General features: G+C 34.3%; 20 protein-coding genes and 1 pseudogene. 8 read left to right on the forward strand and 13 right to left on the reverse strand.

Going from position 1 to position 23737, the window contains the following annotated elements:
• Nucleotides 1–153: 153 nt before the first annotated feature.
• The 7 genes from ACTF54_RS13050 to ACTF54_RS13080 form a co-directional block, all read right to left on the reverse strand.
• Entirely contained in the window at nt 154–1032 is an 879-nt protein-coding gene (locus ACTF54_RS13050) for a hypothetical protein (RefSeq protein ID WP_438969543.1), read from the reverse strand.
• A gap of 192 nt (nt 1033–1224) precedes the next feature.
• Nucleotides 1225–2688, reverse strand: coding sequence for a magnesium chelatase (locus ACTF54_RS13055; RefSeq protein WP_438969544.1), 1464 nt, complete (start codon nt 2686–2688; stop codon nt 1225–1227).
• 264 nt (nt 2689–2952) lie between these two features.
• A complete protein-coding gene (gene recG, locus ACTF54_RS13060) occupies nt 2953–5058 on the reverse strand; it encodes an ATP-dependent DNA helicase RecG (RefSeq protein WP_438969545.1) in 2106 nt (701 codons plus the stop codon).
• A gap of 152 nt (nt 5059–5210) precedes the next feature.
• Nucleotides 5211–5807: a hypothetical protein gene (locus ACTF54_RS13065; RefSeq protein WP_347202162.1), complete on the reverse strand. Its 597-nt coding sequence runs from the start codon at nt 5805–5807 to the stop codon at nt 5211–5213.
• Between the two features lie 125 nt (nt 5808–5932).
• Nucleotides 5933–6757, reverse strand: a complete 825-nt coding sequence (locus ACTF54_RS13070; protein WP_438969546.1) for an SDR family oxidoreductase — start codon at nt 6755–6757, stop codon at nt 5933–5935.
• Between the two features lie 37 nt (nt 6758–6794).
• Nucleotides 6795–7766 carry a beta-ketoacyl-ACP synthase III gene (locus ACTF54_RS13075; protein WP_347196941.1) on the reverse strand — a complete coding sequence of 324 codons (972 nt, stop codon included), beginning with the start codon at nt 7764–7766 and terminating at the stop codon, nt 6795–6797.
• A gap of 164 nt (nt 7767–7930) precedes the next feature.
• A complete protein-coding gene (locus tag ACTF54_RS13080) occupies nt 7931–10195 on the reverse strand; it encodes an ATP-dependent helicase (RefSeq protein ID WP_438969553.1) in 2265 nt (754 codons plus the stop codon).
• A gap of 389 nt (nt 10196–10584) precedes the next feature.
• Here ACTF54_RS13080 and ACTF54_RS13085 point away from each other — a divergent pair, with 389 nt between their 5' ends.
• The 4 genes and pseudogenes from ACTF54_RS13085 to ACTF54_RS13100 form a co-directional block, all read left to right on the forward strand.
• Nucleotides 10585–10710, forward strand: coding sequence for a hypothetical protein (locus ACTF54_RS13085; protein ID WP_438969547.1), 126 nt, complete (start codon nt 10585–10587; stop codon nt 10708–10710).
• A 4-nt stretch (nt 10711–10714) separates the two neighbouring features.
• Nucleotides 10715–11533: a GLPGLI family protein gene (locus ACTF54_RS13090; protein WP_347196938.1), complete on the forward strand. Its 819-nt coding sequence runs from the start codon at nt 10715–10717 to the stop codon at nt 11531–11533.
• A 107-nt stretch (nt 11534–11640) separates the two neighbouring features.
• A complete protein-coding gene (locus ACTF54_RS13095) occupies nt 11641–14265 on the forward strand; it encodes a hypothetical protein (protein ID WP_347196937.1) in 2625 nt (874 codons plus the stop codon).
• 278 nt (nt 14266–14543) lie between these two features.
• A pseudogene (locus tag ACTF54_RS13100) lies at nt 14544–14696 on the forward strand (IS110 family transposase); the annotation flags it as partial.
• A 47-nt stretch (nt 14697–14743) separates the two neighbouring features.
• Here ACTF54_RS13100 and ACTF54_RS13105 read toward each other — a convergent pair.
• The 4 genes from ACTF54_RS13105 to ACTF54_RS13120 form a co-directional block, all read right to left on the reverse strand.
• On the reverse strand, nt 14744–15358 hold the full coding sequence (locus tag ACTF54_RS13105) for a hypothetical protein (RefSeq protein WP_438969548.1): 615 nt from the start codon (nt 15356–15358) through the stop codon (nt 14744–14746).
• Nucleotides 15359–15390: 32 nt separating this feature from the next.
• On the reverse strand, nt 15391–15702 hold the full coding sequence (locus ACTF54_RS13110; protein WP_438969549.1) for a hypothetical protein: 312 nt from the start codon (nt 15700–15702) through the stop codon (nt 15391–15393).
• Nucleotides 15703–15958: 256 nt separating this feature from the next.
• Nucleotides 15959–16753 carry a carboxypeptidase-like regulatory domain-containing protein gene (locus ACTF54_RS13115; protein ID WP_438969550.1) on the reverse strand — a complete coding sequence of 265 codons (795 nt, stop codon included), beginning with the start codon at nt 16751–16753 and terminating at the stop codon, nt 15959–15961.
• Nucleotides 16754–16907: 154 nt separating this feature from the next.
• Nucleotides 16908–18155, reverse strand: coding sequence for a protoporphyrinogen/coproporphyrinogen oxidase (locus ACTF54_RS13120; protein WP_438969551.1), 1248 nt, complete (start codon nt 18153–18155; stop codon nt 16908–16910).
• Nucleotides 18156–18252: 97 nt separating this feature from the next.
• Between ACTF54_RS13120 and ACTF54_RS13125 the strand changes: the two genes are divergently transcribed.
• Together ACTF54_RS13125 and ACTF54_RS13130 are read left to right on the forward strand one after the other, a co-directional pair.
• Complete coding sequence (locus ACTF54_RS13125) at nt 18253–19179, forward strand: mechanosensitive ion channel family protein (RefSeq protein ID WP_347196686.1); 927 nt, start codon at nt 18253–18255, stop codon at nt 19177–19179.
• Complete coding sequence (locus ACTF54_RS13130; protein ID WP_347196688.1) at nt 19172–19465, forward strand: DUF3817 domain-containing protein; 294 nt, start codon at nt 19172–19174, stop codon at nt 19463–19465. The genes ACTF54_RS13125 and ACTF54_RS13130 overlap by 8 nt, the downstream gene beginning before the upstream one ends.
• On the opposite strand, the gene ACTF54_RS13135 is transcribed toward ACTF54_RS13130, so the two are convergent.
• The gene (locus ACTF54_RS13135; protein WP_347196689.1) at nt 19462–19869 is read right to left on the reverse strand and encodes an acyl-CoA thioesterase; all 408 of its coding nucleotides are present in this window, start codon (nt 19867–19869) and stop codon (nt 19462–19464) included. The two genes, ACTF54_RS13130 and ACTF54_RS13135, sit on opposite strands and share 4 nt — an antisense overlap.
• A gap of 59 nt (nt 19870–19928) precedes the next feature.
• Between ACTF54_RS13135 and ACTF54_RS13140 the strand changes: the two genes are divergently transcribed.
• Together ACTF54_RS13140 and ACTF54_RS13145 are read left to right on the forward strand one after the other, a co-directional pair.
• The gene (locus ACTF54_RS13140) at nt 19929–20744 is read left to right on the forward strand and encodes a TrmH family RNA methyltransferase (protein WP_347196690.1); all 816 of its coding nucleotides are present in this window, start codon (nt 19929–19931) and stop codon (nt 20742–20744) included.
• An 18-nt stretch (nt 20745–20762) separates the two neighbouring features.
• Nucleotides 20763–22007 carry a M48 family metallopeptidase gene (locus ACTF54_RS13145; RefSeq protein ID WP_347196691.1) on the forward strand — a complete coding sequence of 415 codons (1245 nt, stop codon included), beginning with the start codon at nt 20763–20765 and terminating at the stop codon, nt 22005–22007.
• Between the two features lie 172 nt (nt 22008–22179).
• On the opposite strand, the gene ACTF54_RS13150 is transcribed toward ACTF54_RS13145, so the two are convergent.
• Nucleotides 22180–23737: choice-of-anchor Q domain-containing protein (locus ACTF54_RS13150; protein ID WP_438969552.1), on the reverse strand; the 1558-nt coding region annotated here is incomplete at its 5' end.

Consider the following 23737-nt stretch of genomic DNA (forward strand, 5'->3'; position numbering starts at 1 on the left):
CTCTCCCTTCTGATCTAAGACTTTGTGAAATAGTGGTTCTAGTTTTGTTTATAAAGCTGGTGATGGTTATGTTTTCGCCTGGAGCTATTTGATTACAAACTTCTTTATAAAAACAGAATTGTATATTTAACCATGTATCTGCATCTTCAAATATTAATAGGTCATTAAGATTTCTTGAAGCTTTTCCTGACAGTCTAAAAAATTTTCATCGCTTTTGTCATCTATGTAATTAATCATACAATCATAAAACTGCTTGCTGGACTCGTTTGAAGTTAGAGCACGTATCCATTCTAACTCGCTTCTATAAAGACTATCAGATACGTTTGAAGACAACAACACTTTATAATAGGCAAAATTGGAAGTCTGTAAAAATTTAGAATCAATTTGTGACATTAAATCATAGGCCTTTTGATGATTGCCCAATGATAATTGATTAAAAGCCTTTTCTCTATAACTAACTGCTTCTTGGGCTTTCATATCTATACGGCTATCTGTTTCTGCTATCTCAATAAATTCTTTTATCGTTTGTGCTAGACTAAAACCTTTACTAACACTATACATATTCACTAATTTCAAATTTCCTTCTCTATCTTTTCTAACATAGAATACCATATAATTAATTAGAATTCCGGTTTCTTTTTCAGAGACTTGATAATTGAGACGGTAAACTTCATTGTTCTTATGAACATCAAATAAAGAAAACTCGTGTTTTAATAGTTTTGATTCTTCTATATACGCCTCGATATTTTGTTTGTATAGATTATTAAATATGCTGTACAAATACTGTCTTTCCATTCTAGGCCTGCGCATAAAGTCATCACCTAATCTTCTAGCAAACAATGCTGGACTAAATAAATCTGTTAAACTGTCTGTAGAATAGGTGTTGAAACTCTTCTCAATACTCATAGCTAGGTCTTCTGCCTCAAACAACTCCATGTCAACCTGTGCTTTCTCGGTTTCTTTACAACTTATCAATGAAAAAGCTGTCATTATTAATAGGGACAGAAATCTAGCAACACGAGAAAAAGACATAAATAGGAAGAGTAAAAAAAGAGACGCGAGCAATCATCTCTAATTATTAAATTAAAACTGAAAAATACTATAAACTAAGTAAGCAAAAAAATGTGCCAAATAAAAACAGGCAACTATCTTGAGGATAGTTGCCTGTTCTAAACCGATTTTTCAATCTACAATAGCTTTAATATTTGAGATTGAAATCTTAGGTTAAATTCCTCTTATAAAATCGCTATACAAATCGTTGAACTGATAACCTTCAGTAAATCTCTTTTTACTCAATTTATCAAATTCTACTAATGACCATAGAATAAATTCTTTTATAAAATTGCGATCTTCTTTAGTGGTCTCTGGCTGGTACTTTTGTACTAGGTCTTCTAAAGGTTCTATTTGATCTATCAATGCTTGATAATCCTTGTCATTTAATTCGTCTAGTAATTCTAATCCTTCATTATTGAAGAACCATTCAATTAACTTGTCATAAGGCGTTTCTTCATCTCCTTTTACTAGTTTCTTGATCTCTGGGAAGTACTGCGGGAACAAAGTTTTGGTCGCAGCACCTATTAATTCGTTTGCTACAAAAGCGGCTCCTTCTTGCTCGCCTTCATAAACCAACTCTACTTTTCCCGTAATTGCTGGAATGATTCCTGTAAAATCAGAAAAACGAATGCTCGTTTTCTCGTCGCCATTCATTAAGCAACGACGTTCTGCGGTACTTAATAAATTTTCAAAAGCAGTAATGCTCATACGAGCGCTTACACCACTTTTTTCATCTACATATTCACTATCTCTTGCACAAAAGCTTATTTGTTCCAGTAAATCCTTTGCTAGTTCTGGTACGTAAACTGCTTCTTCAGTTCTAGAATCGTTCTTTGCTTCTTGTTGAGTAATCGTTTTTGCAATAGCGATATTCTCAGGATAATGCGTTAAAATTTGAGAACCTATTCTATCCTTAAGAGGTGTTACGATACTACCACGATTGGTATAATCTTCTGGATTTGCTGTAAAGACAAATTGCATATCTAAGGATAAACGTAATTTAAAACCACGTATTTGAATATCTCCTTCTTGTAGGATATTAAAAAGCGCCACCTGTATACGCGCTTGTAAATCTGGCAATTCATTAATCACAAAAATACAGCGATTTGCGCGTGGTATCATTCCATAATGGATCACGCGATCGTCAGCATAACTTAATTTTAAGTTGGCTGCTTTAATAGGATCAATATCTCCTATTAAATCGGCTACAGTAACATCTGGCGTGGCTAGTTTTTCATAAAAACGATCATCTCTATGTAACCAAGAAATAGGTGTATCATCACCGTGATTTGCAATCAATTCTTTTGCTGTTCTGGACAGTGGTGCCAGTGGATCATCATGGATCTCGCTATCGGTCACAAAAGGAATGTATTCATCCAGTAATCCTGTCATCAATCTAGCAAGACGCGTTTTTGCCTGTCCTCGCAATCCTAATAAATTGATATTGTGACGTGATAAAATCGCTCTTTCTAATTCAGGAATTACCGTATTTTCATAACCGTGAATCCCAGTAAAAGAGTTGATATCATGTTTTATATTATGAATGAGATTATCTCGCAGTTCTTCTTTAATCGATTTTGATTTCCAACCAGCGGCTTTAAGATCGCCCAGCGTTTTTATTGTATTATAATCCATAATTTTCTTCCTTATATCCAAAATACAACTCACGCCCTACTCTAGCAATCATTAAAGAGATATTTAACGTTAATGTTTAAGTCTCTTTGAATTATTTAAAATTTAATGAAACAAAATGTTTGTTTTAGTCTCGCTTTCGCGAAAGCGGAATTAAAAACATCTTTAATTAAAATTCTATTTAGTAACGAGTCAGACTGAGCATGTCGAGGTCTTTTGCAACAAAGCAATTCTTATCGGCGTTTAGATTTTGATTTAAGTTTAAACTTAACTGATATACTTCCAAAGACCTTTTTTATTCTGCAAAAAAGTCATCACACGTTTTACACCTACATGTTCTGGCAACTCAATTTTGATATCCTTAGCGAGTAATTTCTGTGCCGCTTCTCTGGCAAGTGCCAAAATCTGATTATCCTTCACGATGTCTGCCAGGCGCAAGTCCATCACACCACTTTGTCGCGTTCCCATTATATCTCCTGGACCACGTAATTTAAGATCTACCTCAGCAATTTGAAAACCATCTGTGGTATCTACCATGGTTTTTAATCTTGTTTTTGAATCGCTACTTAATTTATGACCAGTCATAAGAATGCAATAACTCTGGTCTGCACCACGTCCTACTCTACCACGCAACTGATGCAATTGAGAAAGACCAAAACGCTCGGCACTTTCAATAATCATAACACTGGCATTAGGAACATTAACGCCTACTTCTATAACCGTTGTTGCAACCATGATTTGTGTCTCACCTTTTACAAAACGATTCATTTCATAGTCCTTATCGGCTGGTTTCATACGTCCATGAACAATGCTCACATTGTATTTAGGTAAAGGAAATTCTCTAACGATACTTTCATAACCATCTTGTAGGTCTTTATAGTCTAACTTTTCAGACTCTTCAATTAAGGGATATACGATATAAATCTGTCGACCTAGAGCAATTTCATCTCTTATAAATCCAAAAACCGCCAATCTATTTTTATCATAACGATGTACGGTTTTGATCTCTTTACGACCTGGCGGCAGTTCATCAATTACCGATATATCGAGATCGCCATATAAACTCATAGCTAGTGTTCTAGGAATAGGTGTTGCGGTCATAACCAACACATGCGGTGGTAAATCGTTTTTCTTCCACAGTTTTGCACGTTGCGCTACTCCAAAACGATGCTGCTCGTCTACAATGGCTACTCCTAAGTTTTTAAACTTTACTTTATCCTCAATAAGCGCATGAGTTCCTATTAGAATATTAAGGGATCCATCTTCTAGACCTTCATGAATGACTTTTCTATCTTTTGTTTTGACAGAGCCTGTAAGCAATGAAACTGTAATTCCTGTCTTATCTAACAATTCAGAAACACCAGTATAATGTTGTTGTGCAAGTATCTCAGTAGGTGCCATAATACAGGCTTGAAAACCGTTATCTAATGCAAGTAAAGCTGTAAGAACCGCCACAATGGTTTTTCCTGAGCCTACATCTCCTTGAAGCAATCGATTCATATGTGCGCCAGTTCCCATGTCAGCACGGATTTCTTTTACCACACGTTTTTGTGCGCCAGTCAATTCAAAAGGCAAATGATTGTTGTAGAAATCTGTAAACTTATCTCCTACTTGATCAAAAACATAACCTTTAATTTTTGTTTTTTTGATTCTATTTTGAAGTAACAATTCCATTTGTATAAAGAACAATTCTTCAAATTTTAACCTATAGATAGAAGCTCTTAAAAATTCTGGTGATGATGGAAAGTGAATATTCACCATTGCTTCATTCTTCCCAACTAATTTGTAATGCTCTCGCATATCATCAGGAAGAGTTTCTATAAAGGAACCGTGAATCTCACTAAATAGTTTACGCATACACTTTACGATATACGTATTGGTAATTTTACGTTTTGCCAGCATTTCAGTACTGGGATAAACTGGTGTCATGGCACTTTGCTTACGCGATTTGTGATCTGCAAGTAATTCCAGATCTGGATGCGCCATATTATACTGAGAACCGTAACGCTGGACTTTACCAAAAATCACATAAGGTTCATTGATCTTTAAACTGTCTCTAAAATGCTTCTGACTGCGGAACCAAACGAGCTCCATTCTCCCAGTCTCGTCTGCAAATGTGGCCACTAATCGTGTTGCTTTTCCAGAACCAGCAGTTTTTATGTTAACGATCTTACCTAAAATCTGAACTTGCGCACTATCTGGTACCAGTTCATTGATTTTATAATATTTGGTTTTATCTATATATCGATTAGGGAAAAGATTTGCTAAATCTCCATAGGTGTGAATATGCAATTCATTGCGCAATAACTTGGCTCTTTCTGGCCCAACGCCGCCGAGGTAATCTATAGGAGTAGAAAGAAAATTAAGTGGCAATCTAGCTGTTTTATTGATGTGCTTTCAAAGGTAAATGAAACTGGTTTTAAATCCCAAATAAGATCAACCATAGCTTAACCTGTATTAGTAAAAGCAAAAAAACGAAAATCAGTTAAACTGACCTTCGTTTTTAGTTTAATTAAAAGTAGTTTTTAACCTCTACGTCGTTCTAGCAATATCATCATCATAAGACCTAGCATCACAAGTTCTTTGTCATCTTCATCGATGTTTGCGGTTTTTTCTAGCTCAAATTCCTTCCCTAACAATGAAGGTTTCTTTTTTAACTTCACTACGATCTCACCGTTTCTATTTGTGACATTGTAAGTAGGATTAAATAAATAACCTGTAAAGAAACCTAAAACTGGTATTTCACCAAGTAAAGAGTCTCCTACTCTTACCCATGCATTTGCCTCTTGAACTTTGTATTGAGGTTCATTATTTTGGTTAACAATATCATACTCTGCTTTCCACATGCTGCGCCATCCTTTACGAGCAATTTTTCCTATCTCTTTTTCATTGGCATCCTTGATAGAATAGGCAGCGCTAAAATCCAGCCATTGATTTGCGGCAATAGTATAAAGAATTCTTGTTTTACTCTCGTCACTATAAACCGTTATTGCTTCTTTGAGCTTAAACATTTTTTGCTTCACATAAGCAATGGTTTGACCTGAGGCATTTTTTGCAGTAAAGTCATTACTAAGTGTAGTTACTTTGAAAGAAAACTTAATTGGGTATTCTATATTATTCATGTGTAGTTGGTTAAAATTATAGTGTAAAAGTAGTTTTAATATTCCGCTTTCTCGAAAGCGGAACTAAAAAGAAGCTTCTTCTCCCCTTAAGTCCAGAAACCTACAAATAAAATAACCTGAAATATTTATCCTGTAATATGATAACCACCATCTACATGCCTTATCTCACCAGTAATACGGCTTTCTGGCCTAAATAAGTGATTGATTTCAAAGGCGAGGTCTTGTGGCACGGCATTACCTAAAGGACTCATTTTATTTGACGTATTCACGTCTTCTTCTTTTAAGGTAGCATTACCAGCCTTGCTTCCCATATAAGGTGAAAAACGAATTGCGTTTACCCTAATTCCATTCTTGCGTCCTAATTCGTCTGCCAGTTCTACGGTGATACGTTCTAAAGCTGCTTTTGCAATGCTTATATTTCTATATGGGTGAAAAGTTACTTTTGCTGCAGCTATATAACTCAAAGAACAAATTGAAGCGCCATCCTGTAAAACCTTGTGATTCAAAAGATGGTGAGTAATTCTAATTAGAGAATATGCACTTACATTCATAGTGTCGCAAAATTCATTTAAAGTGACATCGATTAGAGGTTTCACTTCCTTTTTACGGATGGTTTTATCCATCGCGATAGCGTGTAAAAAGCCGTCTAGTTTGATATTTTTATCTGATAACTCTTTTGCAAATGACTCAATATTTTCATCTATAGAAACATCTAGTATCGCAACTAAAGCATCGCCCAACGATTCTTTTACTGAGGTTTTAAAATCCTCAAAGTTCTTATTTAGGAAAGCTTTTGCTTTATCTGACAAGTTTTGATGATAAGGGCTTACACCTAATCCGGTGCAAACGACTTTACCACCATTTTTGACAATTTCCTTTGCAGTATACATGGCTAAGGAATGCTCGTCTGCAATACCGGTGATTAAAAAAGTTTTATGAGCAAGCATCATAATAAATATGTTTGAATTAATTAATAAGAGGTGAAAATTACCATTTGTAAAGAGCTGTTCCCCAAGTCCATCCTGCACCTACGGCTGCAAATAAAACCATATCGCCATCTTTAAGCAATCCTTTCTTAACTGTCTCATCGAGCATTATTGGAATAGTACCGCCAGAAGTATTTGCATACCTATCCATGTTAGTCATTACTTTTTCCCAAGGCAGGGAAATACGCTGAGCTACTTCTTCTAAAATCCTTATGCTAGGTTGATGAGGTATGAGGTAATCTATAGCTTCTATTTTGGTATTATTTTTCTCAAGTAATTCCTCAATAGACTGTGGCACTACTTTTACAGCGGTTTGAAAGACAGCTGGACCATCCATTTGGAAATATTGTAAGCCTTTTTGAAGCGTTTCTTCAGTTGTAGGAGTTTGAGATCCGCCAGCTGGGATATTCCAGCAATCTTTTCCACGGCCATCAGTATGTAATGAAAAATCTACAAAACCTTTATCTTCTGTAGTGTGTGAAATTACCATAGCTCCTGCTCCATCACCAAAAAACACAGCATCTCTTCTATTCCAGTCTGTAATATTTGAAAAGGTATCTGCTCCTATTACTAGAACGTTTTTATACATTCCTGATTTAATGAATTGGACTGCCGTTGTTGTAGCAAATAAAGCTCCAGAACAAACAGCTGATATGTCGAAAGCAACAGCATTAAAAGCCTCTAGTTTCTCTTGTACAAAACAGGCACAAGAAGGAGCTAATTTATCTGGTGTGGCAGTTGCTAGAATTATTAAATCAATATCTTGAGATGTAAGCCCTGCATTTTTTATGGCTTCTTTACCTGCCATTGCGGCAAGATCGCTTGTGGTTTCTCCTGTAGAGATTCTTCTTTCTTTTATTCCTAAGTTTTTCTGTATCCAGGCATCGTTAGATCCTACAGATTCAAAAAAGTCATTTTTTACTACGTTTGCCGGTGCATAAGAACCAGTCCCTTTAATGTATGCGTTATTCATAAATCAGTATAAGCGCATAAAAGTGAGCGTTTTTAATAATATATTAAAAGAAATTTACAACAAAGTTTTCATTTTTAAGGAATTAAAATTATTACGATGCTATATATGACAAAAATTGAATATTTAGCCGTTAAATTACGAATATCGCAAAAAGAAGTGTTCTACTATTCCACTACCTCTAACTTTGCAAAACGCAGTAACAATTTCTTTAATCCGCCTACTTGAAAATTGATTTCGGCTTTTTTCTCGCCGCCTACTCCTTCTAGGTTTTCTACAATCCCACGACCGAAACGAGCATGCTCTACAATCATTCCCTTTTGTAAATCGCCATCAAAACCAGCTGGCGCACTAGATTTAGAAGCGGCGCTATTTACTGGACGCATCTTGCGCAATTTTCTAATTTGTTCCTCATTAGGTTGGCTTACACTAGGTGGCGTTCCATTCTTAGGTTTGGTCTGGCGTAATTTAGATTTATCTGGCTCGTCCCATAAATCGTTATCCATTAAAGGTTTGTAACGATATGTATCTGGAGGCGTCGTGTATTCTAGATATTGATCGTCAATTTCTGTTATGAAACGGCTAGGTTCTGCATCAACCAGTTTTCCCCAGCGGTAACGGCTTAATGTATACGTTAAATAAGCTTGATGCTCTGCACGAGTTAATGCCACGTAGAAAAGGCGACGTTCTTCTTCAAGATCTTCACGAGTATTCATGGACATACCACTAGGGAAAAGGTCTTCTTCCATTCCCACAATATATAGGTATGGAAATTCAAGTCCTTTTGATAAGTGAATGGTCATTAAAGAAACACGATCATCATCGCCGGTATCATTATCTAGATCTGTTGCAAGGGCAACATCTTCTAGAAATTCTGAAAGTGCACCACGCGCATCGGCAACTTCTTTTTGTCCCTCGACAAAATCACGCATACCGTTTAATAATTCCTCAATATTCTCAATACGAGAAATTCCTTCTTGCGTCCCGTCCTTTTTAAGCTCTGTAATTAAAGCACTTTTCTTCAAGACATGTTCTGTTAATTCAAACACATTTTGAGTCTCGTCTAAAGCCTGAAAACTCCTGATCATGGTAGCAAAATTCTTCAACTTTGTTTTAGTACCACTATTAATCGCTATATCTAATCGATCGATATTTTCGATCACTTCAAAAAGTGTTCGGTCGTATTGTTTTGCAGCTACAATAAGTCTATCCATGGTTGTAGAACCTATTCCTCTAGCTGGATAATTGATAACACGTTTAAGAGCTTCTTCATCTTTAGAATTGACAATCAATCGTAAATAAGAAAGCACATCTTTTACCTCTTTACGCTGGTAGAAACTAAGTCCTCCATAAATACGGTAGGGAATATCGCGCTTGCGCAGCGCGTCTTCCATAGAACGAGATTGTGCATTTGTTCTATAAAGAATAGCAAATTTACCATTGTCCAGTTGGTGTTGCATTTTATTCTCAAAAATAGAACTGGCAACATAGCGACCTTCTTCAGAATCGCTCATCAGGCGATGCACGATTATCTTAGGTCCATCTTGATTAGACGTCCATACTACTTTATCAAGTTTAGTTTTATTATGCTCAATAATAGAGTTTGCTGCTTCTACAATATTTTTTGTTGAACGGTAATTTTGCTCTAATCGATAGGCTTTTACATTATCATAATCGCGCTGAAAATTGAGAATGTTATTGATATTTGCACCACGGAAAGCATAAATTGACTGTGCGTCATCTCCTACCACACAAATATTCTGAAACTTATCTGACAGCGCTTTAACGATCAAATATTGCGAGTGATTGGTATCCTGATACTCATCTACGAGTATGTATTGAAATCTATTTTGATATTTTGCCAGCACGTCTGGAAAACGGTTGATGAGCTCGTTAGTTTTTAACAATAAATCATCAAAATCCATCGCTCCTGCTTTGAAACAACGCTCTACGTATTCTTTATAAATCTCGCCAAAACGAGGTCGTCGCGCCATCGCATCTGCCTCTTGTAAATCGGCATCATTGTAATAGGCACGCACGGTGATCAAACTATTTTTTAAAGAAGATATTCTAGAGAAAATCTGTTTGTATTTATACACATCTTTATCCAGTCCCATTTCTTTAATGATGGCACTGGTAAGACGTTGTGAATCTTGAGAATCGTAGATCGTAAAATTAGATGGATAACCCAACTTGTCTGCCTCAACACGTAATAAACGGGCAAAAACCGAGTGAAAAGTTCCCATCCATAGGTTTTTTGCTTCACTGGCACCTACTATCTCACCAATACGTTTTTTCATCTCTTTTGCCGCTTTATTGGTAAACGTAAGCGACAGAATATTGAACGGATCGATGCCTTGCTGCATCAAATAAGCGATGCGTATGGTAAGCACACGAGTCTTTCCAGAACCTGCGCCAGCAATGATGATCATCGGTCCTTCTTTTTGTAAAACAGGTTCTCTTTGAGCGTCGTTAAGTTGGGAAATATGTTCTTGCACTGGTCTTCTTTTTCTAATGGATAAAGATAGGGTTTGTGAGGTTCTCGCTTTCGCGAAAGCGGAATATTAACCAGCTTTTTTTTAACAACAAAAAATTATCAATTAACATTAATTAAGAAAATATTTGCTTCTTAAGTTTTTTTTTTTAGAATTGACGTATTATTAACCTTAATACTTTGATTATGAAAAAAGTACTTTTTATTTTAACTGCCGTCTTTTGCTTAAGCTTTACGACAATTGAAGAAGAATGTCCAGATAACTCGACTCTTATTTCGACCTCTTGTAATTCAACTGGAACTTGTTGAACTGTTGCAACACCATCTATGTTCTTCCCATACGTAACATTTTCTGCACCTACTATAGAAGAAGAAGCAGACATTAGAGTTACACTAGAAGCTCGATGTGGTCAAGTAAACAGAGACACTTATTTAGATCCAATAGCACTTTAAACTTATGAAATATTTATTCTTATCACTTATTTTTTTTCTTACAAATCAATTAAATGCACAAGATTTTAATGAGAAGATGCACAGCATTACGTATGTTTTTTCAGGAAAATACTACAACGACTGGGAAAGTCCAAGAAAGGAATACACAAGATTATTGGTGCGCAATAACAAAGCGATTTATCAATCGTACAACATTATGTGCTTGGATAGTCTAAAAATTAAAGGGTTAGAAACAAGTAATGATAGGAATAAGTATTTTACGTTTAACAACAATACCGTAAAAATATCAAATGACACGATCTATTACAGTGAAGTATTAGGTGCGAATGAATATCGATACAAGGAAATTTTAAATTTAGAATGGCAATTAACACCAGAAACCAAAGAGATGTTAGGTTACAATTGTAAAAAAGCCACTGTAACTTATGGAGGTAGGTCATGGACAGCGTGGTACGCACTTGACATACCGATACCTTTTGGGCCATATAAATTCAAAGGATTGCCTGGATTGATTGTTAAAATGAATGATGCTACTAAAGATTATGATTTTGAACTTTATGGATATGTAAGTAAAGAGAAAAAGCCTCTTGAAAAACTGTATCAGGTTGAGAAAGATAAAATAATTGAGATCGATCATTTAAAATTTAATTTTCTAAAATATAAATACAATAGCCTTACGTTAAGGGAAAAAGCTAAATTTAGAAATAGTGCTAGATCTGGAGATATCGAATTTAAACAAGTAGATGCTGATGGCAATGAGGTGCGTTTCAGAGATAATTCTAAAATCTCTAACTTAAATTTTATTGAATTAATTAAATTATAGTTTGCTTTTTAACCAATTTTAAATTTATGTTCTTAAGTTGGTTTATACTGCTACAACCTAAAATAATAACCAAATTAAAATATTGCAAACTGGTGTTTCTATTGGGAATGCCAGTTTTTTGTTTCTCACAAAACGTCCAAATAAAAGGAGTCGTAAAAGACTCTTTGAACAACACCATTCCCTTTGTAAGTATCATCGCATCTAATTCACAAAACGAAGAACAAATTCTAGCTTATTCTACTTCAAAAGAAAACGGAAGCTATGTATTAATTGTAAAAAACAATACAAATCTGGATTCTATATGGTTGACCTATCGCCATATGCAGTATGAAACTTTGAAAATTCAAAAAAATGCAAGCTCACAAAATGTAGATGTAGTTCTCAAAGTTGCTGTGAATAAACTGGACGACATTATACTTCATGCCAAAAAGAAAATAGAAATAAAAGGAGATACCATTACCTATAATGTGGCTGGACTTAAAAAAGAAAAAGACTATAGTATTGAAGAAGTAATCGATCGCATTCCGGGCGTTACTATAAGTGATGATGGACAAATAAGATATAAAGAAAGACCTATAAGCCATTTATACATCAATGGTGTTGACCTTCTTGAAGGTAAATATAACATTGCTACCAGAGGTATTCCTGCCAGCGCCGTAGAAGATATTGATATCATGCAAAAACACAATCACGCACGCATCGATATAGGAAAAACAGAATCTGATAATGTGGCTTTTAATCTCAAAATAAAAGAAGATCACAGTCTTGTTTTCGGCAGTTCCAAAGGAGATTTAGGAGTTCCATTACTAACTGGAAATGCAGAAATCACGCCTATATATTTAAAAGAAAAACTTCAAGATATCGCAAGTTTTAAAATCAACAACATAGGTAAATCTCTTAAAGATAACGGTCGCAGTCTAACTAGCGGCAATAGAAATCTAGCGGCATTAAAACTGCCAGAGATAAATATTATCAATGAACCAGATATGAATGGAACCGTTATTTCTAACAAATACTGGTTAGATAACGAGTCCTATGCCATAACTAATGACGCTCTTTATAAAACTAAAAACGATGTCATATTTAAAACCGGTATCAACCATAATTATAATTTTAATCAGATAGAACGCAATGATAATAGTGCCTACTATTTTGATAACGATAGCACCATTGTAAATAGAAACATAAAAAACCAGTTGCTAGAACGTAAGTACGATGCTGGCGTAGTTGCAGAGATTAATAGAGATGATTTTTATTTAAAAAATAAAACCATGTTTAATGCGGTGAACTCTGACGGAAATTCCTCTTTACTGCAAAATCAAGAAGCCATAGATGCAAGTTATCTCTCAGATAAAATTTCTTTCTCAAATTCTTTAGAACTTAAAACCTCGATCAGTGATAAAATTTTAAATAGTGGATTGTTAATAAGCTATGAAGAACAGAAAGAAGAATTAAAAGTACTTCCCGCACAGTTTGAGTCTGTCTTCAATCCCAGTTTTACACCAGATTTTACAAAACAACTCAATGACATTAATAGACTTAATATAGGAGCATTTTCTTCTTATAATTTTGATATTAAAAAAACAAAATTAGAATTAAAACAAACTATCAACTGGAGCAGTGAAAGTCTTTTAAGCAGTTTGACTCAAAATAATAGCGCCAATTCTAGTATTCCTGTTTTTCCGTTTTCTGCAGATTATACGTTAAACTCCTTTCAAACGGTAAGCTCTCTTTCTAGTTCGTGGCAGTGGAAACGTTTTACTTTTAGGTTAAATCCACAAGTCACCTTTATTAATTTAAATCAAAAAAATAGAACTAGTGAATTAAATAGCAATTCAAATAACTATTTTTTCTTTGAGCCGAGTGTAAATGCATCTTATAAATTCAATCAAAATTGGAACAGTTCTTTAGGATATAACAGGACAAGAAATACCTCAACTTTTAATCAACTATTTACAGGTCTACAATTAAGAGACTTTACAAGCTTATCTAGAAATCCAAATGCAGTAAATGTTAGGAGAGAAGATGCTTTGAATCATTTTTTAACTTACAAGAGTATTTTAAAAGGAGTAATCATATCTAATAATTTTAGGTGGTTTAAAAACAAATCAGATTTTACTATTTCTAGTTCAATTGATGACAATGGACTCATTACAACAGATGCCGTTAAACAGCCTAATATACTAGAAGGATGGAGCAATAGACTCAGTTTTACCAAATCATTTTTTAGAATAATAAAAACAGACTTAAGCTACAGCTACCGAAATTTCAAATCAGAACAATTTTTCAATGACATACCACAAGAAAATATTAATCGATCTCACTCTGGGAATTTAGAATTAACACTCGATAATAATACTTGGTATGGAATATCTTATCAAGGGATTATAAATTATGGTTTATCTCAAATAAATGATTTTGAAACATCTAATACTTTTATTAAACATAAAGTAGAAGTAGATTTTTACTTATCTTCAAAAACCAGATGGAATCTAGGAACAGAATCTGTCATTTCTACTTTTTCAAATGATCAGAATGTTAACCGCAATACCTTATTTAACACTTCTTTCTATTATAAACCTTCTAAAAAGCTATTTTTAAGAGCTTCCTTAATTAACATTTTTAATGAAGATTTTTTCACTACTTCTAGTAGTAACGCAAACTTTATCAATCAATCACAATTCTCACTTCGTCCGAGACAACTTACCATTGGTTTTAATTATACACTTTAAAATTTTGTGATTTTTGCAATCTCGCTTTCGCGAAAGCGGAACATTTACAAGTGATTTTTCAACAAGAAACATTTACCAATTAACATTAAATAAGTAACTACTTGCTTAATTAGTTTTTTTTAGGGTTGATGTTTGCTGAGCTCGCCCCATAAGTGCAACACACTTGTTTCTTAGTTCTTCTTGAGTTTGATTTATATTAAAATATTAACTTAATAGCATAAATCAGAAAGAACAAAAGAGAGAATTAAGGTTACTATATACGGTGAAGCTTAAGACTTCGACAACACTATGAGCGCATCGTCAACAAAGGAAAAAGTAAAAAACTAGCCTTGATTACTGTCTGTAATAAGCTCTTAAAACAAGCCTTTGCCATAGCAAAATCAGGACTCATTTACGATGATTCTTATAGAAGTGCTTTAGTGATAAAATAAAGTAGATTTTACTTGTTTTTTACCACAGTACTTTGTTGTGTGCAGTATTATTCCGCAAACAGTAATTCGTTAAAGTAATTATTCAAAAGTTGATTGTTAGATTCAAATACAGAAATCAATTTTTCATCCGTAATTATTTTATTCATAATTGTTCTCAAAATAGTGTCAATTTCTTTTGATATATCGGGTAACTCTTCAATCAATTTATTGTCAATATTTGCTCCGTGTGTTAATTTACTTCTTACAGTATATGCCTTTTTTATAATTTTATAGGTATCTAATTTTGTAAATTCTTTAGATAAAAAATAAGCAATTCTCTCTCCTATTTTATGCGATATCTCCGTGTTATCTGTGGAAAATAATGTTTCAAGAGCAGAACAATAATTTAAAATTTTATGTCCTAAATTTCTTGATTCCCGTGCATATTTCACAAAAAATGAAAATCGTCCAATACGACTATAATTTTTTACCATTGAAAAAGTAATGGACATTGATTTATTGTCTGCTAAATAGCTTTCAATTTTTTCGTGAATTTCCATAACCTGTTTGATTTCATTTATGGAAAATTTTATCTTATCTATTCCTCCTTCTGAAAGGCTATGAATATAGTTCAATCTTTGGCTTGAACATTCTGCGTTTTCTTTTTTCGGCTCATCTATCAAATAGGCGTTATCGCAGACAACAGCATTATCCTTTAAAATCCAACTATTTTTTTTTTTAGAAAATCATCAATCCAATACAGTATTAAACCAAGTAATTCAAGATTTGTAAATTCAGAAAAGTGTTCCTCAATATCTTCATCTTCGTATTCAAAAAACAGAATTGCTTCGCTATTTTTAATATGATTATATTCTATTCCGCCGATTAATGCTTCTATATCTGGATTTAAAAAGCCGTTTAATTTACTAGAGTCGTCGGTCAATTTAAGTCCAGGTATTATTTCAAGACATTCCTTTTCAAAGTCTAACAATTCGATATGTAATAATGTGGCAAAAAAGTACTTCATTTTGGGTATGTCTGCATATTGTACACAACTTGTCAAATCCACTCAAATATACTCTTTATCCTGTATAAACTAACGGGATAAACGCATGTTTTAGTTGCGGTTATCCCTTTTGTGTTGAATACTGTATAGGATAAAAATCAATTGGTAGTTAGTGATTTCTATCTTTCGCGAAAGCGAAATAAAAAACCTCAAGGACTCCTAATTTTAAATCCTTGAGGTTATATATTCAATGTATATCTATCTTGTGCTACACGTTTTATTCTTTGTTTAAAAACGACTTGCTTTTTTTACTGAGCAGCTGTAAGAATTCTATTTCATTACCATAGTTCAATAGATCAAAATCAAAAGAATCGTCTTCTACATATCTTATAAATTCTTCTACTCGATGTTCTGGAATATCAAAGTTGTCTACTAATAGATTAGACCCCAAATAATACTTTATCGATCGTACAGGAACCTCTGGTATTCCTGCAGCTTTCTTATCTTTTACTTCAGACCTAAACAAAGGTATTAATAGTTGATCTACTACATTAATAACATTTAAACCTGTTACCATGGACTTTGCATTAGAAACGGTTGCAATATCTTCTATTTGTTGCTTGTTATTACCTGCAAAATCTACTTCTTTATTTTTAACCCCGAAATAAAGTGCATTAGACTTCAGTTGAAAAGATTTTGCCATTTTTATATCGGTATTTATATTACCAGATAGCTTTTTGGTCTTGACAATTACTGCATCCAGTTTATTGACCTCTTCAATCAAGAAAATAACCATTTTCTTAGATTTTATAATAAACGGAATCACTTTCACATCAAAGTTTTGGTATTCTATGGCTCTAATCTCTATTAGATCATTTAAAGCGACTTTGATTTGAAACTCTCCTTTTTCATTAGTTGATGTTCCTACTTTTGAAGTAGTGTTGTAAATAGTGATGCCTTGTAGATCGCTTCCTTCTACAATAATTTTACCGTTTACTTTTTCTCTTTGAATTTCTTGTGCAGCAGCCACATAGCTTATGCATAAAACGAATACTATCAGTAATTTTTTCATAATGTTATCTCTGATATAAAGATAACTCTAGAACCTATAAATAATTCTTAATTATTTAAAACAAACCATTAATAATACTTATCAAATAGATGATTATTATCTATGGATGGTTTAAAAAAAATCAAAAGGTTTAACAAGGACCTGTTATCTCCATCTAAAGCAACACACCACTTTCTATCTTACTGATCACAGCCTGTGCTGCTGCTTTACCGTTTAACATGGCTGCATTTAAAGAACCATTACTTAAGTGATCACCAGCTAGAAAAACGTTTTCTGTCAGTTGCGTTTCTGACGCGGTCATGGAATAGTTGATACTTTCTAACTGTGGTAAAGCTTTATTGATATGGTACAGTTTAATCAAATCTGTAGCCACTATATCTGTTTCTTCTCTTAATTCTTTAATGACACGCTCGGTTAGTTTTTGATCGTTTAAAGTGTGTTTTTTTATCACAGAAACACTTACTACATTTCTATGATTATCAAAAACGTCTTGTAGAAAGTGAAAGTTATTGATCAATACATCTTCATTTGCAATAAGACCAATAATAGCTTCATCAAAACCAGTATGATCGGTCTCAAAATATAAGACAGTTACTTGATGCCACAGCATATTTTCTTTAGGTAGATTAGGTACAAGATCGCCTGCTGGCGTCGCAATGATGGTAAAATCTGACTTTACAGTATCACCATTTTCTAAAGTAACTTCATTTCCTACTACACTATTAACTTTTTGTTTTAGCTTTAATGAATCAGCAGGTAATTGAGCAGCTAGTTGTTCTGGTATCGCTTTAATTCCAACCGCAGGTATGGTGGCGTTTCCTTCGGTAAACATTTTGAAAACAAATTCAAACATGCGACTGCTGGTGGCTAATTCTGTTTCTAAAAATATACCTGCATAAAAAGGCATGAAGAAACTTGAGATCATCTTTGTAGAGAATCCGTAATTTTCTAGATAGGTCTTAGTAGTTGTTTCTGGAGATGAGAATATGTCCTGAAGTGATTTTAGTTTTAGCTTTCGCGAAAGCGAGAACACCAACCATTTATCTTTTAAAGAACCAACACCGGCAATTATCGTACTCCATAAAAAGCTAGAATCTCTTCTAGGATCACCTAAGCGATGTATTTTTCTATCTTTAAAAATCATAGATCCTGGAACAAATTTGCACAATTTCAAAGCTTCTATATCTAGAAATTCTTCTAATGCTGGATAAGCGTCTAATAGGACTTGAAAACCATGATCCATGATCAATCCATTTGCTACATCACTGGTTACACGACCACCAACAAAAGCGTGTGCATCGTAAATAGTTGATTTATATCCAGCATTTTGAAGTGTTACTGCGGCAACAAGACCGCTTACTCCAGCGCCTATAATTGTAATATTGGGTTGATTCTCATTCATATCACAAAAATAATCCAGGTAAAAGGATTACAAAGAATTTAAACCATACTTAACAAAAAGATTTTTCCTAAAATCTATATTTACGTAAAACATTCTAATGCTTTTTCAATCGACCGCAGAACAACAAAGTTTTTCAGAAAAAATAGCAGATACTACCATTTCTTACTATGAAGAATTTGTTGCTTTTATTCCTAGACTTGCATTAGGTCTAGCGATAATAATTTTAGGTATTTTAATTGCTGGTGTCATCGGTAGATTTGCCACCGCTAGAGTTAAAAAGAGAACTCAAGATCCACTTATGAGCCGCTTTTTAGGAAAAGCAATACGTTTTATTCTTATCATTATTTTTATCATGCTGGCTTTAAGAGCTGCAGGATTAGGTGATATAAGCGCTGGGATTCTAGCTACTGCAGGTGCAAGTGCGGTTGTTCTTGGTTTTGCTTTTAAAGATATAGGTCAGAATTTTATAGCCGGCGTGATTTTAAGTTTTAATAGACCTTTTAATGTCAATGATACCGTAGAAATAGGTGATAACTTTGGTCGTGTAAAAACGCTCGAGTTTAGATATACTAAATTGAAAACCTTTGACGGTAAAGATGTTTACATTCCTAATGGTGATGTGATTACATTACCGGTAACTAATTATACAGAAGACGGCTTTTTCCGTTGGGATTTTATAGTAGGTGTAGATTATGATGACGACATCAATGGTGCAAAAGCAACGATAATGAAAGCATTAGAACAAGATCCTAAAGTGGTATCAGACATAGAACATGTAAATTATGTGATTGAAGATGAACTTGCGACCAGTACGGTAAATTTAAAGGTCTTCTTTTGGGTAGACACCTTTGACTTTGGCCGTGTCGCAAATACTACTCGTGGTCGTGTTATAGGAAATGTGATGCGCGCATTGATGAAAGAAGGTTATTATTTACCAGCAGATATTCAAGAAATTAAACTGTACGGTCGCGATTCTGAATTACCTTTGTCACTTCAAGATAAAAGAATAAATAAAGATGGTTAAATTCTTCAAATACCTCGCTATAGTAGAAGGCTACTCCTTTCTATTGATCCTTTTTCTAACCATGCCACTCAAATATTTAAGTGGTATATTATTGCCTAATAAAATTATGGGAATGGCTCATGGTTTTCTTTTCCTAGCATATGTAGTTGTTGCTATTGTTGTAGGCCAAATGCTAAAATGGGATTTTAAAAAGCTATTGATCGTTCTTGCCATGTCTGTAGTTCCTTTTGGTACCTTCTGGATGGAAGAAAAATATTTAGAGAAAGAGCTTAAAGCAGGTTCTTAATCGGTATCAAAACCTTTCTTTTTCATACGGTCACTTTGGTATTCTACCTCTGATTTACCGTGTGCCAAAGGCTTTCCGTCTTCACCTAGATTGACTAGAATAATGTTCTCAATGGTGATAATAGTTTCGTACGTCATTTTGTTACGTACTTCACATCTTAAATCTATAGAAGACTTACCAAATTTATTCACCTCTAGACCTATTTCTACAATGTCGCCAGGTTTTGCACTAGCTTTGAAATTGATTTCACTCATGTACTTAGTCACCACTTTCTGGTTTTCAATTTGGATAATTGCATAAAGCGCCGCTTCTTCATCAATCCATTCCAGCAGTCTGCCTCCGAAAAGAGTTCCATTAGGGTTCAAATCTTCTGGTTTGATCCATTTTCTAGTGTGAAAATTCATAATATTTGTTTGTACTTCAAAGATACATTCTGTCGCGTTTAAAACCCTATTTTTGCAATATGAAACACATTTCTAGTCCTAATAATGCCTTGATACGTCATGTAGAGCAACTACAGCGTAAAAGTAAAGCTCGTAAAAAAGAAGGGCTTTTTATCATAGAAGGGCAACGTGAGGTTATTCTAGCGGCACAAGGTAATTTTGTGATCGAGCAACTCTTGATTTGTGGACCTATTCTTTTTAATAAAACAGCATTTGACTCTGTAGAGGTATATTCACATCTTAAAATTGATCAACAGCCAGAAATCATATCGGTTACAGAAGAGGTTTATGAAAAGCTGGCTTATAGAAGTGGAACGGAAGGTTGTCTCGCTTTCGCGAAAGCAAAATCACAACTAGTATCTGACTTAAAACTATCAGAAAACCCATTAATTCTCATAGCCGAATCTACCGAGAAACCAGGTAACCTAGGCGCCTTATTAAGAACTGCAGATGCTGCAAAAGTAGATGCTGTAATCATTGCTAATCCTACCGCAGATTTATACAATCCCAATGTGATTAGATCTAGTGTAGGTTGCGTATTTACAGTTCCTACAGCGGTAGCGAGCACGGCAGAAGTTGTTACCTTTTTGAAAGAAAAAAACATCAACCTATATGCGGCGACATTACAAACTAGCGATCGCTATGACCTGCTCGATTATCAAAAATCTAGTGCAATAGCTGTAGGAACAGAAGCTACAGGGCTATCACAAGAAATGAGAGATGCTGCTACAGCAAACATCATCATCCCGATGTCTGGTGCTATCGATTCTATGAATGTTTCTGTAAGTGCTGCGATATTAATATTTGAAGCAAAGAGACAGCGCAATTTTCAATAAATCTATTTTATACTTTACATGACTGCAACTACTATATTTTACATCTTCATAGCAATTCTTGTTTTTGATTTTTTACTAGAACGTGTTTTAGGTTTTCTCAATTACACTTGGTATTCAAAACCTATTCCTGAAGAACTAGCAGATGTCTATGATCCAGAAGAATACGATAAATCACAAGAATATAAAAAGACCAACTTTAAATTTGGTTTGATCTCTAGTACATTTTCATTTATAGGTATTTTAGTTTTTCTCTATTTTGAAGGTTTTGCTATAGTAGATGAAATAGCAAGATCCTATGTTGAAAATCAGATCCTTGTTGCTTTGTTATTTTTTGGAATCATCATGCTTGCTAGTGAGGTTATCGGCCTTCCATTTTCCATTTATGGGACCTTTGTTGTTGAAGAAAAATTTGGTTTTAATAAGACAACGGTAAAAACCTTTATTCTTGATAAAATTAAAGGATATTTTCTAACAGCCATTTTAGGTGGTGGGATTTTATCTTTGATCATCCTTTGTTATGACTGGGCTGGAGATAATTTCTGGTGGTATGTGTGGATTTTAATTACAGTGATTTCCCTTTTTATGAATATGTTTTATGCGAGACTATTTGTTCCTCTTTTTAACAAACAAGCACCACTTGAAGAAGGTAATTTGAAAAATAAAATAAGTGAGTATGCTGCAACAGTAGGTTTTCAACTAGATAAAATATTTGTAATAGACGGTAGCAAACGTTCCACAAAAGCAAATGCTTATTTCAGTGGTTTTGGTAGTGAAAAGCGTGTCACTTTATATGATACATTGATCGAACAGTTAACAGAAGAAGAAATTGTTGCTGTTCTGGCTCATGAAGTAGGACATTATAAAAGAAAGCACATTATTTACAATCTTATCGCAGGTATTTTAACGACTGGTTTTACGTTATGGTTATTTTCTTTATTTGTAGACAGTAGCTTACTTTCTGAAGCTTTAGGTGTTGCAGTTCCTTCTTTTCATATAGGTCTTGTAGCATTTGGGTTGCTCTACTCTCCTATTTCCACTTTAACCGGTATAGTAATGAGCTTATTATCTAGAAAATTTGAGTATCAAGCTGATTATTATGCAAAAGACACTTATAAGAAAGAACCCCTAATAAGTGGTTTAAAAACACTTTCTAAAACTAGTTTGAGCAACTTAACGCCTCATCCTGCATATGTATGGTTTCATTACTCACATCCTAGTCTACAGCAACGTATAGCGGCGATGAGAAGCGATGTCGTTTTCTAAAGGAGTAATTGAAGTATATTTAAAAGCAGCTATTCCAATTATGAAATAGCTGCTTTTTTTATTGAATATCTTGAAGATTCTGCTTTCGCGAAAGCGAGATCATCAAAAATATTGACATAAAAAACCTGCCTAAATTTCTCTAGACAGATTTTCTGGCAACAAACCTAAAGTTTTAGTTTACTATTAATCTAAGGTTTTCTACTTTTCCATTAGACTCTAATTTAATGATGTAAGCGCCTGATGAAAAACTTTCTACATTAATGGTATGCACTCTTGAAGATGCTTTTCTAACTGATATTATTTTACCAGTCATTTCAATAATTTGATAAGTAACATCAGATTGAAATGATGGAGAAAGTTCTAATTGTACTGTTCCTCCTATTGCAGGGTTAGGATAAATTTTACTTGCTATAGCTTCGTTTTGGAATTCTTCATTGCTTAATGTTACTTGTGATTCAAAAGCTCCAATATCACGAGTTCCAAAAACAGCTTGTCCTATTTGGTCAGTAAATGTATCTGCACTATCACCAGCATCAAAAGCTCGTGTTCCGTTCATCAAAGCATGCGTAAAGGTTGTCCCACCATTATCTTGTAGTGGTCCTAAAGCTGCAAATTCTGGTGCTGCTGTAGTACCTACTATATCACTTGCTATGGGCGTAAAGTCTACTATATCATCTATTTCAATTAGGTTAAAACCTTGAGATGTAAAAGATCCCGTGCTAACACCGATGTTAGGTACACCATTCATAGAGGAATTTTCTGCAACGATAGTATTTTTAAGAGTAAAAGTACCTCCATTCATAGATGCAAAACCAACTCCACCAGCATCTATAGTTGCACTATTTTGTGCCACAGTTACCGCGTTTAAAGTGGTTGCAGGTCCAGTACTTACAACTCCACCACCATTTGCGCCAGCAGTGTTACCTGAAATGGTAGAAGTAGTTATATTAAGAATACCATTGGAATTACTTATTCCACCACCACTTGCTGTTGCTGTATTATTTGAAATAGTTGAGCCAGTAATATTTACTGTTCCACCATTTAAGAAAATTGCACCACCACCATCATTGATAACATCAGTACCAAAAGCACTATTCCCATCTAAAGAAGATGTATTTACGGTCATGATACTATTATTTTGATTCCATAAAGCACCACCTTCACGTCCAGCTTCATTATTATTGAATGTAGAACCTGAAATGTTGGTAGTAGTTGCACCTGTGATATGAATTGCTCCACCATTACCTGGTGCTGGAGTACCAGCTGTACCATTTACATCATTATTAGAAACATCAGAATCTGTAATATTTAGAGTTCCGTCAATAACTTCAAAGGCACCACCAGCACGATTTGCCGAGTTACCTGTAAATGTTGAGTTTGTAAAAGATATAGTACCTACTGTACTTAACACAGCACCACCAGAAGCTGATGTTCCTTGTGCTAAATTATTAGTTAGTGTGATTCCATCTGCTGTGATATCTCCACCATTGTTAAAGATTCCAGCACCACCTTGGTTTGCAGCATTACCTGTTGCTAAGTTAGCATCCATGATAACTTGTGTTAAGGTCATTAAACCTGTTCCATTCCATAATCCACCACCTTCGCGTGCGGCTATATTATTTGAAACTGTAGAATTAGTAATTACTATATCTTGATTACCTGAAATGTGCAAAGCACCACCATTTCCAGGTGCAGCAACTGCTGGAGAAACTCCTGCATTGTTCATATTC

The sequence above is a fragment of the Nonlabens sp. genome (assembly GCF_965657255.1).
Lineage (GTDB): Bacteria > Bacteroidota > Bacteroidia > Flavobacteriales > Flavobacteriaceae > Nonlabens.

What these genes read in the sequence shown, in the direction of transcription:
- ACTF54_RS13080 (WP_438969553.1), bottom strand. Translation starts at nt 10,195, where the DNA reads ATGATCATCATTGCTGGCGCAGGTTCTGGAAAGACTCGTGTGCTTACC.
- ACTF54_RS13130 (WP_347196688.1), top strand. Translation starts at nt 19,172, where the DNA reads ATGGTTAAATTCTTCAAATACCTCGCTATAGTAGAAGGCTACTCCTTT.
- ACTF54_RS13070 (WP_438969546.1), bottom strand. Translation starts at nt 6,757, where the DNA reads ATGATGCTTGCTCATAAAACTTTTTTAATCACCGGTATTGCAGACGAG.
- ACTF54_RS13095 (WP_347196937.1), top strand. Translation starts at nt 11,641, where the DNA reads ATGCCAGTTTTTTGTTTCTCACAAAACGTCCAAATAAAAGGAGTCGTA.
- ACTF54_RS13135 (WP_347196689.1), bottom strand. Translation starts at nt 19,869, where the DNA reads ATGAATTTTCACACTAGAAAATGGATCAAACCAGAAGATTTGAACCCT.
- ACTF54_RS13110 (WP_438969549.1), bottom strand. Translation starts at nt 15,702, where the DNA reads ATGAAGTACTTTTTTGCCACATTATTACATATCGAATTGTTAGACTTT.
- ACTF54_RS13050 (WP_438969543.1), bottom strand. Translation starts at nt 1,032, where the DNA reads ATGTCTTTTTCTCGTGTTGCTAGATTTCTGTCCCTATTAATAATGACA.
- ACTF54_RS13120 (WP_438969551.1), bottom strand. Translation starts at nt 18,155, where the DNA reads ATGAATGAGAATCAACCCAATATTACAATTATAGGCGCTGGAGTAAGC.
- ACTF54_RS13055 (WP_438969544.1), bottom strand. Translation starts at nt 2,688, where the DNA reads ATGGATTATAATACAATAAAAACGCTGGGCGATCTTAAAGCCGCTGGT.
- ACTF54_RS13075 (WP_347196941.1), bottom strand. Translation starts at nt 7,766, where the DNA reads ATGAATAACGCATACATTAAAGGGACTGGTTCTTATGCACCGGCAAAC.
- ACTF54_RS13145 (WP_347196691.1), top strand. Translation starts at nt 20,763, where the DNA reads ATGACTGCAACTACTATATTTTACATCTTCATAGCAATTCTTGTTTTT.
- ACTF54_RS13140 (WP_347196690.1), top strand. Translation starts at nt 19,929, where the DNA reads ATGAAACACATTTCTAGTCCTAATAATGCCTTGATACGTCATGTAGAG.
- ACTF54_RS13090 (WP_347196938.1), top strand. Translation starts at nt 10,715, where the DNA reads ATGAAATATTTATTCTTATCACTTATTTTTTTTCTTACAAATCAATTA.
- ACTF54_RS13085 (WP_438969547.1), top strand. Translation starts at nt 10,585, where the DNA reads ATGTTCTTCCCATACGTAACATTTTCTGCACCTACTATAGAAGAAGAA.
- ACTF54_RS13065 (WP_347202162.1), bottom strand. Translation starts at nt 5,807, where the DNA reads ATGAATAATATAGAATACCCAATTAAGTTTTCTTTCAAAGTAACTACA.
- ACTF54_RS13125 (WP_347196686.1), top strand. Translation starts at nt 18,253, where the DNA reads ATGCTTTTTCAATCGACCGCAGAACAACAAAGTTTTTCAGAAAAAATA.
- ACTF54_RS13115 (WP_438969550.1), bottom strand. Translation starts at nt 16,753, where the DNA reads ATGAAAAAATTACTGATAGTATTCGTTTTATGCATAAGCTATGTGGCT.